The sequence below is a fragment of the Kitasatospora sp. NPDC001261 genome (genome assembly GCF_042896795.1).
In the GTDB taxonomy this organism is placed as follows: Bacteria; Actinomycetota; Actinomycetes; order Streptomycetales; family Streptomycetaceae; genus Kitasatospora.
Window position 1 is genome coordinate 190,606 of the sequence record NZ_JBIAXP010000008.1, and the last position, 14,418, is coordinate 205,023.

The following is a 14,418-nucleotide window of genomic DNA, read 5'->3' on the forward strand; positions in this document are numbered from 1 at the left end:
CGTACGCCGCCAGGCGGATCAGGGCGCAGCCGTCCGGCAGGCCCCGCCGGTGCCCCCGCCCGTCATCCGCCGCTCCGCTCCAGCCGCACCAGCGCGTCCACCGCGACCCGGCCGCCCTCGTTCGCCTCGGTACCCTCGCCGCTCTCGGCGCCCGCAGCGCCCTTGTGGCCCGGCTCGCCGCCGACCGTCCGGTGCACCCGCTCGGCGCGGACGGTGCGCAGCCCGCGGTCGGCGAGGTCCGCCAGGACGTCCTCCGGGGTGAAGAGCACGGCCGGGTCCTGCGGGCCGCCGACCCCCTCGGTGAGGTTGCTCAGGTCGTGCCCGATGACCAGCAGGGTGCCGCCGGGGCTGAGCGCGTCGGCGGCGCGGCGCAGCGCGGCCCGGCGCTCCGCGGCGGGGATCTGCAGGTAGGCGACCAGGACGAGGTCGTAGCCGGCGGCGGGGGCCTCGTAGGCGCGGGCGTCGCCGTGGCGCCAGGTGAGCCGGTCGGCGACCTCGTCGGGCAGCTCGGCGGTGAGCCGTTCGGCGCGCTCCAGGGCGACGGCGGAGAAGTCCAGTCCGGTGACCTCCCAGCCCTGGGCGGCCAGCCAGATCGCGTTGCGGCCCTCTCCGGCGGCCAGGTCCAGCGCGTGGCCGGGAGTGCGCCCGGCCAGTTCGCGGACCACCCACCGGTTGGGCGCGGCACCCCACACCAGCTCGCTCGCGGCGTAGCGGTCGTCCCAGTCCTGGCTGTCCATCGCGCGTCCTCCGTTCGACGGGCCTGCTCGTACCGGCCAACCTACCGGGCCGCCGCCGACCCGGCAGGGAACGGTCCAGCGGGCGGACACCCTTGACGGCGAATATTGGTCCAGTCCAATCTGTTCAGTCGTGACGTGCACGGGTCGGCCGCCCGTCGCGTCCGCACTCCGCTCGTCCGCACACCGCTCGTCAGCACGCGTCACCAGCCCGCGCGCCCCCACCGCGCCCGGGCCGGCTCCCCTCGGCCCGTCCCGGGCCACCGCACCGCCGGAACCCCCCACACATCCGGAGGACCCACCGCATGCACGACCGCGTCACGCCCGCACGGCCCGCCCACCCCGCCGGGGAGCGCGCCGACCGCCGGGCCGCCCAGCGCAGAAGAGCCACCGCACTGGCCCTGGCCGCCACGCTGACCACCAGCGGCGCCGCCATCGCCCTCACCTTCGGTTCCGCCTCGGCCGCCCCGGTCAACCTGCTGACCAACGGCGACTTCGAGACCGGCACCCTGGCCGGCTGGACCTGCTCCAACGGCTCGGTCGTCACCACCCCGGTGCATGGAGGGAGCCGCGCGCTCGCCGGCGCCGCCTCGGCCGGCGACACCGCGCAGTGCCAGCAGACCGTCACCGTCCAGCCGAACACCACGTACACCCTGGCCGGCTGGGTGCAGGGCAGCTACGTCTACCTGGGCGCCACCGGCACCGGCGTCAACTCCTCGGCCTGGACGCCGGGCGCGACCGGCTGGAACCAGCTGAGCACCACCTTCACCACCGGTGCCACCACCACCTCCGTCACGGTCTTCACCCACGGCTGGTACGGCACCGGCACCTACTACGCGGACGACCTCACGCTGACCGGCCCGGCCGGCCCCACCTCGTCCACCAGCCCGACGGCCACCGGCAGCCCGACCGCCACGGCCAGCCCGACGGCCACCGCGAGCCCCACCGCCACCGGCAGCCCCACCGGGAGCCCGACGGCGACCGGCAGCCCCACGGGCACCCCCACGACCACCACCCCGACCCCGACGGCCACCGCGAGCGGCCCGGCCGGGGACGGCAAGGTCACCACCCCGACCGGCTTCGCGGTCACCAGGACCACCTCCAACGCGGTGGTGCTCACCTGGCAGCCGTCCACCCTCACCAGCGGCGACGGCCCGGTCGCCTACAAGGTGTGGTCCAACGGCCAGCTCGTCGCCACCTCGATGGGCACCTCCGTCGCGGTCAGCTCGCTGCTGCCGGGCAGGAGCTACACCTTCAGCGTCCAGGGCTACTCCGGCAGCCACGCCTCCGCCCAGTCCGCGCCGGTGAGCACCACGACCGCGGCCGCCCCCGCCCAGCAGCCGATCCGCTCCGCCTACTTCGACCAGTGGGGCGTCTACGAGAACGCGTACAACGCCAAGAACGTCGACACCAGCGGCGCGGCGGGCAAGCTGGACGTCGTCCACTACGCGTTCGCCAACATCGACCCGACGAAGTTCACCTGCTTCCAGGCGGTGAAGGCCTCCGACTCGGCCAACGAGTCCAACCCGAACGCCGGTGACGGCGCGGGCGACGCCTACGCCGACTACCAGGCCGACTACAGCTCCGCCACCAGCGTGGACGGCAGCAGCGACACCTGGGAGCAGCCGCTCAAGGGCAACTTCAACCAGCTGCGCCAGCTGAAGGCCAAGTACCCGAACCTGCGGTTCACCATCTCGATCGGCGGCTGGACGTACTCCAAGTACTTCTCCGACGCGGCGGCCACCGACTCCTCCCGCAAGGCCTTCGTCTCCTCGTGCGTCGACATGTTCCTCAAGGGGAACCTGCCGACCGGCGTGGCCGGTGACGCCTCCGGCGGCGCGGCCTCGGCGGCGGGCCTCTTCGACGGCGTCGACCTCGACTGGGAGTACCCGGGCTCGGCCGGCGGCCACACCGGCAACCACTACTCCGCGGCCGACAAGCAGAACTACACCCTGCTGCTCAAGGAGTTCCGCACCCAGCTGGACGCCCTCGGCGCCGCCCAGGGCAAGCGCTACCTGCTGACCGCCGCACTGCCCAGCGGCCAGGACAAGGTCGCCCAGCTGGAGACCGACAAGATCGGCGCCTACCTGGACTACGCGGACGTGATGTCCTACGACATGCACGGCGCGTGGGACGCCACCGGCCCGACCAACCACCAGGACCCGCTGCACGACAGCCCGGCCGACCCGACCACGCCGATCACCCCGGGCACCCGCAAGTACAACGTGGACACCACGCTCGCCGCGTACACCACCGGCCTGCCCGAGTACGGCATCCCCGGCGGCTTCCCCGCGAACAAGATCGTGCTGGGCATCCCGTTCTACTGGCGCGGCTGGACCGGCGTCCCGGCCGGCTCCAACTACGGCCTGTACCAGAGCGCGACCGGCCCGACGGCGAAGAAGCCGCTGAGCCAGGAGGCCGGCCTGGCCGCCTGGAAGGAGCTCAACCCGACCGCGGCCCAGACCCACTGGGACCCGGTCACCGAGAGCAGCTGGGTCTACGACGGCACCAACTTCTGGACCGGCGACACCCCGCAGGCCGTCCAGGCGCGCGGGGCCTATGCCAAGGCCAAGGGCCTGGGCGGGCTGTTCGCCTTCTCCCTGGAGAACGACGACGCCTCCGGCACCATGCTCAACTCGATGGACAGCAGCCTTCGCTGACGTTTCGTCACGCTTCGTCAGGAATGAGCGATGGCCCGCGCGGAGACTCCGCGCGGGCCATCCGCGGTCTTCCCGTCCCGGGCTCGGCCGTCGCGACCCGGCCGGCCGCGGCTCAGCGCGGCGGCACCGGGTCCGCCCCGCCCGCGCCCGGGCGGCAGCGCAGCAGCCGCCCGGCGGTCAGCCGGGCCCCGCGCAGCGCACCGTGCCGGTGCAGCGCCCGCACCGCGTAGGTCGAGCAGGACGGCGTGTACGGGCAGCAGGCCGGACGGCGGGGGCTGACCTCGGCGCGGTAGTAGCGCACCGCGCCGTACAGCACCCCGGCCGCGAACCCGCGCGGGGCGGGGGCGGACGGATCGGCCGCCCGGCGACCGCGCGCCCCGGTGAGGGCGAACCGGACACCGGAGGCCATCATCACCGGGATCAGGGCGATCAGGCAGGGGTCGGCGAACTCGCAGCAGCCGTCGACGCAGCAGTCCGCGCCCTCGTCCCGGGCGCGCTTGCGCCGCTGGGCCTTGGCGTGGTCCTCCTTGCGGTAGCGCTCCCGGTAGTCCTCCCAGGCCCGCCGCTGCTTCTTCCGCCGGAGCCGTTCCGAGGCGGGCAGCCACCACCAGGCGCGCTCCGGGCGGGCCGGCGGGAAGTGGGCGCCGAGATCCGGCGTCGGGTCGGACACTGCTGACGATCTCCTCGTTCTCGCCGCCGGGGGCCGACCCCCGACGATCCGGGCAAGATTATCCGAAGATCATCTGCCCGGATCCGCCCTGCGGCCGACGGCCCGCAAGCAACGGCCCGCGACCGGCGAGCAGCGGCCGGAGACCGGCTCAGCCGCCGAGGTTGAGCGAGGGGAAGAGGTCCTCGAACGGCTGGGTGGTCACCGAGACGCTCCGGGAGAAGGGGTTGTCGAAGTCCCAGATCATGAACAGCAGGAAGGCGATCAGCACGCTGAAGCAGAGCGCCAGGGTCAACTCCCTCGGCGTACGCCGGATCTGGAGCGCGAAGAGCATGCCGACGGTCACCACCGCACCCCCGATCAGGCCGAACCAGACCACCCCGGGCATCGTCGGCCCGGCGTTCTGTCCGCGCGAGTTGCGGGACTCGGACGCCTGGCTGACCCGGTCCATGATCGGCTGGTAGCCCTGCGACTCCAGGTCGGAGGCGGGCGAGCGGGTGGCGATGTCGTTCTGGAGCTTCTGGAGCAGCTGGTCGCCCTTCTCGGTGATGCCACCGGTCTCCTGCATGTAGGACCACTCGGTGTTCACCACGTACGAGACGTAGGTGTCCACGTCGGCCCGGACCTGGTCGCGGAACTCCGCCGGGTAGATCACCGCACGGTCGCTGATCTCGCGCAGCGACTGCGCCTCGCGGAACAGGTCGTCCTGGGCGGCGCCGCGCGCCTCCCAGACACCCGCGATGGCGAGACCGAGGACGATCGCGTAGACCACCCCGATCATCATCGTGATGTACTCGATGACATCCGGGGTCTCGTCGGCACTCTCCTCGATCGGTCGGCGCTGCCTCAGCACCACCACCGCCATCACGACGGCACAGGCCGACGCCATGGCGATGATCAACGCCACCCACTCGGACATGGGAACTCCCTTCTCTGGCTTGGCTTGTGACGGAACGGAAAGCTCAAGGGGGCGGCCCCCGACCGCTTCGGCCCGCTCGGGTTCGGTTCGGTTCGGGACCGCGCGGTAGGGCGGGCCCCCGCCGACCGGGAACCGGTCGGCGGGCCCTCAGGGGACGGTCAGGACGGGCCCGAACGGCCGCCGCGTCCTCGGCCACCACGGCCCGGGCGCAGGGCCGCCGCCGCGAGCACACCGGGGACCATGATCACCAGCAGCATGGTGGTCATCGAGGTGCCCTGGTGCTGCCGGGCCATGGGGGCGGGCTTCGCCCTGGGGGCGTGGAACACCGGCTGCGCCGACGGGGTCGGCCACAGCGGGCTCGGACGGGCCGAACTCGGCGAGGCCGCGGGGCTGGGGGCCGCCGGACCGGGCGCGGCCGGGCTCGGGACCGCCTGCGCGGGAGCCGCCGGAACGGGGAGCGGCGGGGCCTGTGCGGGGGCGGGCGCCGCCGGGGCCGGGGACGCCGGCGCGGGGGCGGCCGGGGAGGGCCCCGGAGCGGGTGCCGACGGCGGCACGGAGGGCGGGACCGAAGGAGCCGGGGACGCCGAAGGTGCGGGCGACGCGGGCGACGGGCTGGGGGACGGCGTCGGGCTGGGAGACGGTGAGGTCGGCGACGACGTGGCGGTAGGGCTCGGACTCGGACTCGCGCTCGGACTCGGACTCGGGCTCGCGCTCGGCGTGGGGCTCGGAGTCGCGCTCGGACTCGGCGTGGGGCTCGGAGTCGGTGACGGCGTGGGAGTCGGCGACGGCGTGGCGGTCGGTGTGGGGGTGCGGGTCGGAGTCCGAGTTGGCGTCGGAGTGGGCGTCGGGCTGGGCGTGTGGGTGAGGGTCGGCGTCGGGCTCGGTGTGGGCTTCGGGCTCGGACTGGGGCTCGGGCACGGATGGTGGTGGTGATGGTGATGGTGGTGCCAGCCGTGGTCGCCGTACTCGTCGTCGCCGTACCCGTCGTCGTACTCGTCGTCATCGCCGTCGTCGTGGCCCGGCCCGAGCTGCCCGGGGCCACCCTGCCCCTCGACCGGCCGTCCGGGCTCGCTCCGCAGCCCCGCCGGACGCGAGGGCGAGGAGAAGGGCGGCGAGGACAAGGACGACGCCGAGACGGACGGCGCCGGGAAGTGCGCCGAGGGGAACTGGGGCGAGGGGAAGTGCGGCGCGGTGGGCTTCGGGGCGGGCTTGGGTGTGCGGCAGGGGTGGTGCCCGTGCGGGGGCTTGGGCCCGTGGTGCCCCGGACCGACGCCCGGCGCGGCGCCGACGCCGACCTGGACGTCCACGTCCACGTCCACGCCGACGGTCACCTGTCCGCCCGGCCGCACCGACATCGAGAGGTCGGTCTCGTCGCACACGCAGACGTCCACCACCGGGCCGTGCGGGTACCCCCCGGGATGCCCGGCGCCGGACGCGGTCGCACCGCCGACCAGTGCGCAGATCGCGACCACGCCGGCCGCCGCGCCGATCAGCCGTACCCGCCGCCCGGGGGCCGCACCCCCAGCGACGCCGGACGGTATCCGGCAGATCTGCCGACGCTGGGGCATGGGCTCCACACACCTCTCGGATCGTCCGGGGAGGACGGAACGGGCTCGGGCCGACCGGCCGCGAGGGAACGGGCAGAACGGACGGAACGGGCGGAAAGGTCGAGTACGGTCGCGTTCCCGACGGAAGTTCCATCGGGTACGACCAGAAGTGATCAGACACGGTCAGGCGGACGGCCCGCCTTCAGGGGGCGGGCCGTCCGTCATCAGGTCAAACGATCATCGAGCCGACCGGTAACGGCCCGCGCTCACCGTTCTGCGCGCTCAGCTGCGGCGGTGGGCGATCTCCACGTTCTCCAGCACGCCGACCGCGTCCGGCACCAGGATGGCGGCCGAGTAGTAGGCGCTGACCAGGTACGAGATGATCGCCTTCTCGTCGATGCCCATGAATCGGACCGACAGCGAGGGCTGGTACTCGTCCGGGAGGCCGGTCTGGTGCAGGCCGATGACGCCCTGGTTGTCCTCACCGGTACGGATCACCAGGATCGAGCTGGTGTTCTCCTTGGTGATCGGGATCTTGTTGCACGGCAGGATCGGCACCCCGCGCCAGGCCGGCACCTGCTGCCCGCCGAGGTCGACGTGGGTGGGGTACAGCCCGCGGGCGTTGAACTCCCGGCCGATCGCGGCGATGGTCCGCGGGTGGGCGAGCAGGTAGTCGGGGTCGCGGCGGCGGTTGAGCAGCTCGTCCAGGTCGTCCGGGGTGGGCGGGCCGGAGTGGGTCTGGATGCGCTGGTCGAAGTCGGCGTTGTTGAGCAGGCCGAACTCCGGGTTGTTGACGATCTCGTGCTCCTGGCGCTCGCGCAGGGCCTCGATCGTCAGCCGCAGCTGGTGCTCGGTCTGGTTCATCGGCTGGTTGTACAGGTCCGCGACGCGGGTGTGGACCTTCAGGACGGTCTGCGCGACGCTCAGCTCGTACTCGCGCGGCTTGAGCTCGTAGTCCACGAAGGCGCCGGGCAGCTCGTACTCGCCGTGGTGGCCGGCCGACATGGCGATCTCGGCCTCGCCGCGCTCGTTCTGCGCCTGGAGCGGCAGGGCCAGGAAGCCCTGGAGGTGCTCCTGGAGGCTGGGCGCGTTGTCCCGGATGGCGGCGAAGTCCGCCCGGGTCAGCGTCAGGGCGACACCGGAGGTGGCGGTCTTGGCCGTGAACTCCCAGACGGCGTCCGGGTTCAGCAGCGCGTCGTCGCCGAAGCGGTCGCCGTCGCCGGCCACGCCGACCACGGTGTCGTCGCCGTACTTGCCGGTGCCGATCTTGTTGATCTTGCCGTGCGCGATCAGGAAGATCTTGTCGGCGGCCTCGCCCTGGGTGGTGAGCACCTCGCCGGGGCCGAAGTCCCGCTGCTGGCAGCGGTCGGCCAGGGCGGTGAGGACGTCCTCGTCCTCGTAGCCGCGCAGCAGGGCCAGCTCGCCCAGCTCGGCCGGGATCACCCGGACCTGGGAGCCGGTCTTGATGAACTCCACCACCCCGTTGCCCACGGCGTAGGTGAGCCGACGGTTGACGCGGTAGGCGCCACCGGCCGCCTGGACCCAGGGGAGCACCTTGAGCAGCCAGCGGGAGGTGATCTCCTGCATCTGCGGTGCGGACTTGGTCGTGGTGGCAAGGTTCCGGGCAGCAGCCGTCGCAAGGCTCTGCTGCTTGGCCTGCACTGCCTCCGGGCTCGTGTCCACGGTCATCGGCAGGGCTCTCCATTCCTGTGATCGGGTCACACGTCCAGGGGCACAGCGGCCCGCCCTGACGCATGCCATGACGGATCATCAGATCCGTTTATCGGTGGGGGCGTTGGCGATTTACGCGAGAAGGCGACCACCGTCTCCCGGCGGCCCACCCGGAACCCTAGATCATCAGGACCCGACGGAGCCCGAACGAAGGCTCACTACCCCCCGATAGGGTGAATCTTGCCCGGTCCGCCCCCATCTCCCCACAAACTCCGGGAACATCCGTTCGCCCCGGCGATCCCCCTGCGGCCAACGGCCTTTCCACCCCGGTCGGGGCCCGGCCGGACGGCCCTGAGACCACCGTCCGGCGTCAACCCGACGCACCGTCCCGGCGGTTCGGACACCCGCGCGCCGCCGGGCTCCGACCGCCGCTCCCCGCGGCCGACCACGGGAAACGCGAACGGCCCGTCAGGTGCCGGCACGGGGGAGGCCGGCACCTGACGGGTGAACGGGGGGCGTGCGGTGGGCGTCTGCGCCGGAGAGGACGGTGCGCGCCTGTGGCGCTCCGCCGATGACACCGGTGGGCCGGTCGGACCATTCGGGTCAGCCGGGTCAGGCGGACCAGGCCGGTGAGGAAGGCCGGTCGAGGCGGGCGGGTCAGGCGCAGGCGACCTGGGTGCCGGGGACGCCGACGATGCCCGAGTTGTTGGCCTCACCGCCCTTGTACTCGTAGTACAGGTAGGAGTAGAGGTCGATCCGGGTGCCGGGACCGCAGGCCGAATCGGGGGCGACGGCGTACGTCACCGTGAAGGCGCTGCTGGCACCGGGGGCGAGTGGGACGTTGTAGCGGGCGATGCCGCCGTGGACGTTGTCACTGCACCCGTTGGTCTGGGTGCCGCAGGCGGTCGCGGTGAACTTCAGCCCGGTCTCCAGACTCGTGGCGTAGGTCTCCTGGACGCTCTGGTAGACGAACTGGATCGGGGTGTCGTACGGGTTGGTGAGCGTCAGGGTGACGGTGAACTCGCTCCCCCGGACCGTCGTCTGCTTGTCGGAGACGGCCGTGAGGGGCAGTTGTCCGTCGGCCCGGGCGGCAGGGGCGGCGGAGAGGAGCAGACCGACGACGAGGGCCGGACACGCGGCGAGCGCGGCGCGACGCGGATGTGTTCTGCGCATGACCAAGGAGCGTAGGCCCCGCCTCCGCCGGGGTTGTGCTCCTCGGCCCGGGTCCGTACCGACGCAGGAGCGGCGAGCGGACACCCCGCACCGGCCGCTCTCGTTCCGCCCCCACGGGCGCACCCGGGGGCCTATCCTTCGCCGCTGCTCCCGGGGGCGGCCCTCACCCGCACGGCGGCAGGATGTCGCAGAGCGCGCCGAGCGCCGCCGGGTAGGCGTGGTCCGGCGGCGTGGCGTAGCCGACCACCAGGCCGTCGACGGCGGGCATCGCCTCCTCCCCGACCGCCGGGTGCCGGTAGTCCGCGAGCCCCTCGACGGCCAGGCCCCGGTAGGCGGCGGCCTTGAGCACCGAGCGCTCGGTGCCCGGCTCCAGGCGCAGCACCGCGTGCAGGCCGGCCGCGATGCCGGACACCTCGACGTGCGGGGCGCGGGCCGCGAGGGCGGCCACCAGCTCGTCCCGGCGCTCGCGGTAGCGGCGGCGCATCCGGCGCACGTGCCGGTCGTAGCCGCCGGAGTCGACGAACTCGGCGAGGGTCAGCTGGTCGAGGGCGCTGGCCCAGCCCTCGCGCTCGCCCTTGGCGGCGAGCACCCGGTCCACCAGGTGGTCGGGCAGCACCATCCAGCCGAGCCGCAGCGCGGGGGTGAGGCTCTTGCTGGCGCTGCCGAGGTAGACCACCCGTTCGGGGTCGAGCCCCTGGAGGGCGCCGACCGGCTGGCGGTCGTAGCGGAACTCCCCGTCGTAGTCGTCCTCCAGGACCAGCCCGCCGCGCCCGCGCGCCCAGTCCACCACGGCGGCGCGGCGCCCAGGGTGCAGTGGGCCGCCGGTGGGGAACTGGTGGGCGGGGGTGAGCAGCGCCGTCCGGACGTCCGGGTGGTTCGCCAACTCGCCGGTCCGGGCGCCCCGTTCGTCGATCGGCAGCGGAACGGTGGTGACGCCGGCGGCGGCCAGCAGCCCGCGGTGGAAGCCCAGCCCGTACGCCTCGACGGCCAGCGGGCCGTGCTCGGCGGGCGGCAGGACGGGCGCGGCACCGTCGAAGAGCAGCCGCAGCGCGTGGGCGAAGCCCGAGCAGACCACGATCCGGTCGGGGTCGGTGCGCACGCCCCGGGCGCGGGCGAGGTAGTCGGCGAGGACGGTGCGCAGTTCGCGCCGGCCCTGGGGGTCGCCGGGTCCGAAGGCCTCGTTGGGGGCGGCGGTGAGGGCCCGGCGGGCGGCGGCGAGCCAGGCGGTGCGCGGGAAGGAGGAGGCGTCGGGCTGGCCCTGGCGCAGGTCGTGGGTGGGGCCGGGGCGGCGGGAGGGCCGACGGGCCCGGCCGCTCGGGACGGGTTCGGCGCGTTCGGCGACGGTGGTGCCGGAGCCCTGCCGGGCGGTGAGCCAGCCCTCGGCGACGAGTTCGGCGTAGGCCTCGGCGGCGGTGTTGCGGGCCAGGCCGAGGTCGGTGGCGAGGGCGCGGTAGGGCGGCAGCCGGGTGCCGGGGGCCAGTCTGCCGCTGCGGATCGCCTCGCGCAGGGCCGTCATCAGCGCGGCACGCCGGCCCCCGGTGGCGGGGAGGTCGAGGTGCAGGTCACTGCCGGTCGGGTGGGCGGGCTCGGAGGGGTGCGTGCCCCGCGTGTCCGTCATGGTCACGCACCCTACCGGCCGCCGCTCCGGCCCCCTTCGGGCGGCTACCCGGCCCCGGGCCGGGCACGTACCTCAGGCCCGGGGCACGCAGCTCAGGCCCGGGGCACGCAGCTCAGGGCACGCGCCTCAGGCTGGGGGCACACGCCTTATGGGACGACGGTGACCGGCCAGCGGCCCGCCTTGACCAGCCGGACCGCCACCGAACCGATCACCTTGTGCCCGGCCTGCTCGGAGACGCCGACCACCACGGCGTCGGCGCGCAGCTCGTCCGCGAGCTTGGCGAGGCCGGTGTACGGGTCGCCGCGCATGGTCAGGAAGCGCCACTCCACCTTCCACACCTCGCGCACCCGGTGCTCGGCCTCGCGCAGGGCGGCCAGCAGCTCCTCGGCGATCTCCTGGGTGGTCTCCTCCACCGCGGCCCCGGCCAGGGCGGTCGCGGCGCCGAGGATCGGCTGGACGTACGCCACCGCGAGGACGGCGCCCTGCCGGCGGGCCAGTCCGGCGGCGTAGGCGGTGGCGCGCCAGGAGGAGTCGGAGCCGTCCAGGCCGGCCAGCACCACGCTGGGGCCGTCGGTGCCCAGCTCGAAGCCCGCGGGCGCGGCCGCGGCCTCGTGCTCCTCGGCGCCGATCGGCACCCCCGCCGCGGCGGCCCGTCCCGCACCGGCGTCGGCCGCCCCTCCCGCACCGGCGGCCGCCTCTCCCGCGTCCGCCGTGTCCGCTGCATCGCTGTCGTTGCTCATGGGGCCGAGGCTATGCCCGCCACCGGGAGTGACGGCAGGGGGCACTCCGGGTGAGGGCTGTGGCGCGGGCCACCCGGGCGGGCGGCCGCGGCGGCGGAACCGGCACCGGCGGCTGGCCGACCGTCACACGCTGTCGACCGTGTGGGCGGCCTCACACCGGTTCCGGGGCGGGTTGGGAGTGGCGCGGGCCACTTCCCGGGGCTATTTGATCTTGGAAATGGTGGCAAATCGGGCGAAATCGCCACATTTCCTTGATCCTTACGCGCGGTAACACCCCTCTGACGTGGCTAAACCTTCGGATCCTTGAAACCGCCCCGTCCACCCCCGTAACTTCGAACCCGTTGCACCGAGCGATCCGCTCCGGCCGGGCCAACCGCCCCCGGGCAGAACGGTGCAGGACCACGCGAGTGACGTGTCCCCGAAACCGACGGCCTTCCGAGGGCCTGGTTCCGCGCGCTCGCAGACCCCTCCGAAAGGAACTCCATGACCTTCCGTAACGAGACCGCCGCTGCCACCACCACTGCCACCCCGAAGCGCCGCAACCGCGTCCGGATGGCTCTGATGGCCGGGGCGATCACCGCCCTGCCCGTGGCCGGCCTCGTCACGGCCACCAGCGCCTCCGCCGCGCCGGCCACGGTCTGGGACAAGGTCGCCGCCTGCGAGGCGACCGGCAACTGGGCCATCAACTCCGGCAACGGCTTCTACGGCGGCCTGCAGTTCACCCAGAGCACCTGGGCCGCCTTCGGTGGCACCGCCTACGCCGCGCAGGCCCACCAGGCCTCCAAGGACCAGCAGATCGCCATCGGCGAGAAGGTCCTCGCCGCCCAGGGCCCCGGCGCCTGGCCGGTCTGCTCCGTCAAGGCCGGTCTGAGCAAGTAGGACGTAGGCCACGAGGCCGCCGCACCCCACCCGGGGCGCGGCGGCCTCGTCGCGTTCCCGGCCGGAGCCCCGGATCCCGACCCCTCGGCTCCCGGCCCCTCGGCCCCCGGATCCCGGCCACCCCGGTGGAACGGGCCGGTCAGGACGGCCGGGGCGGGAGCGGCAGCGGAACGGCCGGCAGCCCGTCGATGCTGCTGCCGACCAGCGGCTTGCGCTCGCAGTAGGCGCCGAACTCCTCCTCGTCCTTCCGGTCGAAGTACTGGGCGTGCAGGTCGCGGTCGGCCCGGTAGTCCATGAACGGCACCGCGTACCCGCAGGAGTCGCTGACCCGCTCCGCCCTGACCAGCACGATCGCCCGCAGCCCGGATCCGTCGGCGGACGGGTCGAAGTGGCCGAGCAGTTCGGCGAACCGCGGGTCGTCCCGGAACACCGGCTCCCCGCGCCCGTGCACCCGCACCACGGTCGGCGGGCCCTCGAAGGCGCACCACATCAGGGTGATCCGGCCGTTCTCCCGCAGATGGGCGACCGTCTCGGCCTGCGAGCCGCCGAAATCCAGGTAGGCGAGGGTGAGTTCGTCGATCACCGCGAGCGTCCCTGACCGGCCCTTGGGCGAGAGGTTGACGTGCCCGTCGGCGGCCAGCGGGGCGGTGGCCACGAAGTAGACCGGCTGGCGCTCGATGAACCGGCGCAGCCGACCGTCGATGGCTTCGTACTGCTTTCCCATGCCCGCCAGTCTGCCCCCATCTCGGCTGGCAAGAAACCGGATTCCGCTTCCTGAGACGCCCCGCACCGCCCGGGCCCTCCCGGGGGCCGGGCGGTGCCGCCTACGATGGCCCGTGCGCGTGTCACCCGCCGGACCGAGCTGGGGAGTTGCGATGATCCGGAACACCCCTCCCGGGGCGGTCCTCGGCGCGCCGGCCGCGCCGCTGCGCGGGTACGTGCTCGGCTACCGGGGCTACCGGCTGGCGCTGCGGCAGCCGCTCCGGCGGCTGGAGGTGCCGACGGACGTGGTCACCGTGGCGCTCGCCTTCGAGGGCACCATGAGCCTCACCGACGCCGTCTCCCCCGCGGCCGCGGCCTCCTTCGGCTCGGTCGCGGCCGGGCTGCGCCGCACCGCGACGGTCGCCGAACACGCGGGCGCGCTGCACGGGTTGGCCGTCTCGCTCACCCCGCAGGGCGCGTTCCGGGCGTTCGGGCCGCTGGCCGGCGAGCTCGGCGGGCACTGGGCCGAGGCCGGGGACGTCCTGGGCCCGCGGCTGCGGGCGCTGACCGACCGGCTGGCCCACGCGCCGAGCTGGCCGGCCCGGTTCGCCATGCTGGACGGGTACTTCGGCGCGCTGTTCGCGTACGGGCCGGACTGGGACCCGTCCGTGCACTGGGTCTGGCGGCAACTGCGGCACTCACACGGGCTGGTGCCGATCGGCACCCTGGTCGAGGGCACCGGGTGGAGCCGCCGCCGACTGGAGCTGCGCTTCCGCGAGCACCTCGGGCTGGCCCCCAAGCAGGCGGCCGGCATCCTCCGGCTCCAGCGCACCCTCAACGCCCTGACCGCGCACGAGGACCACCCCTCCGGGGATCACCGCTCCGGGCACCGGCCCACCGGCGCCGACCTGGCCACGCGCTGCGGCTACTACGACCAGTCCCACCTCGACCGGACCTTCCGCGCCATGGTCGGCTGCTCGCCGCGCGCGTTCCTGGCCGCCCGGCGCACCGCCGCCGCCTTGCCCGGGCCCGCCGAGCGGGTCACCGACCGGGTCAGCGGGCGGGTGACCAGCACCGTCCTGGACCCAGGGGGCTCCGGGAGCTGAGG

At 74.0% G+C, this 14,418-nt stretch carries 12 protein-coding genes; 4 read left to right on the plus strand and 8 right to left on the minus strand.

Features of this window, described 5'->3' with window-relative positions:
• Nucleotides 1-62: 62 nt before the first annotated feature.
• Nucleotides 63-737, minus strand: a complete 675-nt coding sequence (locus ACFY4B_RS13605; protein WP_387967893.1) for a class I SAM-dependent methyltransferase — start codon at nucleotides 735-737, stop codon at nucleotides 63-65.
• 302 nt (nucleotides 738-1,039) lie between these two features.
• Between ACFY4B_RS13605 and ACFY4B_RS13610 the strand changes: the two genes are divergently transcribed.
• Nucleotides 1,040-3,394, plus strand: a complete 2,355-nt coding sequence (locus ACFY4B_RS13610; protein ID WP_117492965.1) for a glycosyl hydrolase family 18 protein — start codon at nucleotides 1,040-1,042, stop codon at nucleotides 3,392-3,394.
• Nucleotides 3,395-3,506: 112 nt separating this feature from the next.
• Here the strand turns inward: ACFY4B_RS13610 and yidD are convergent, their stop codons facing one another.
• Both yidD and ACFY4B_RS13620 read right to left on the minus strand, forming a co-directional pair.
• Nucleotides 3,507-4,064: a membrane protein insertion efficiency factor YidD gene (gene yidD, locus ACFY4B_RS13615; RefSeq protein ID WP_259317003.1), complete on the minus strand. Its 558-nt coding sequence runs from the start codon at nucleotides 4,062-4,064 to the stop codon at nucleotides 3,507-3,509.
• A gap of 148 nt (nucleotides 4,065-4,212) precedes the next feature.
• Nucleotides 4,213-4,980, minus strand: coding sequence for a DUF4239 domain-containing protein (locus tag ACFY4B_RS13620; RefSeq protein WP_049660896.1), 768 nt, complete (start codon nucleotides 4,978-4,980; stop codon nucleotides 4,213-4,215).
• 240 nt (nucleotides 4,981-5,220) lie between these two features.
• Between ACFY4B_RS13620 and ACFY4B_RS13625 the strand changes: the two genes are divergently transcribed.
• Complete coding sequence (locus ACFY4B_RS13625; RefSeq protein ID WP_387967896.1) at nucleotides 5,221-5,913, plus strand: hypothetical protein; 693 nt, start codon at nucleotides 5,221-5,223, stop codon at nucleotides 5,911-5,913.
• 896 nt (nucleotides 5,914-6,809) lie between these two features.
• Here the strand turns inward: ACFY4B_RS13625 and ACFY4B_RS13630 are convergent.
• From ACFY4B_RS13630 to ACFY4B_RS13645, 4 genes are all read right to left on the minus strand, one after another.
• Nucleotides 6,810-8,216: a family 2B encapsulin nanocompartment shell protein gene (locus ACFY4B_RS13630; protein ID WP_074004908.1), complete on the minus strand. Its 1,407-nt coding sequence runs from the start codon at nucleotides 8,214-8,216 to the stop codon at nucleotides 6,810-6,812.
• A 639-nt stretch (nucleotides 8,217-8,855) separates the two neighbouring features.
• The gene (locus ACFY4B_RS13635; RefSeq protein ID WP_063780349.1) at nucleotides 8,856-9,371 is read right to left on the minus strand and encodes a hypothetical protein; all 516 of its coding nucleotides are present in this window, start codon (nucleotides 9,369-9,371) and stop codon (nucleotides 8,856-8,858) included.
• Between the two features lie 163 nt (nucleotides 9,372-9,534).
• Complete coding sequence (locus tag ACFY4B_RS13640; RefSeq protein WP_049658329.1) at nucleotides 9,535-10,989, minus strand: PLP-dependent aminotransferase family protein; 1,455 nt, start codon at nucleotides 10,987-10,989, stop codon at nucleotides 9,535-9,537.
• A 146-nt stretch (nucleotides 10,990-11,135) separates the two neighbouring features.
• A complete protein-coding gene (locus ACFY4B_RS13645; protein WP_375873738.1) occupies nucleotides 11,136-11,729 on the minus strand; it encodes a universal stress protein in 594 nt (197 codons plus the stop codon).
• Nucleotides 11,730-12,212: 483 nt separating this feature from the next.
• Here ACFY4B_RS13645 and ACFY4B_RS13650 point away from each other — a divergent pair, with 483 nt between their 5' ends.
• Nucleotides 12,213-12,608, plus strand: a complete 396-nt coding sequence (locus ACFY4B_RS13650; protein WP_387967898.1) for a transglycosylase family protein — start codon at nucleotides 12,213-12,215, stop codon at nucleotides 12,606-12,608.
• A gap of 139 nt (nucleotides 12,609-12,747) precedes the next feature.
• Here the strand turns inward: ACFY4B_RS13650 and ACFY4B_RS13655 are convergent, their stop codons facing one another.
• Nucleotides 12,748-13,332, minus strand: coding sequence for a pyridoxamine 5'-phosphate oxidase family protein (locus ACFY4B_RS13655; RefSeq protein WP_049658863.1), 585 nt, complete (start codon nucleotides 13,330-13,332; stop codon nucleotides 12,748-12,750).
• A 151-nt stretch (nucleotides 13,333-13,483) separates the two neighbouring features.
• On the opposite strand from ACFY4B_RS13655, the gene ACFY4B_RS13660 reads away from it, so the two are divergent.
• Nucleotides 13,484-14,416, plus strand: coding sequence for a helix-turn-helix domain-containing protein (locus ACFY4B_RS13660; RefSeq protein WP_387967900.1), 933 nt, complete (start codon nucleotides 13,484-13,486; stop codon nucleotides 14,414-14,416).
• Nucleotides 14,417-14,418 lie beyond the last annotated feature (2 nt).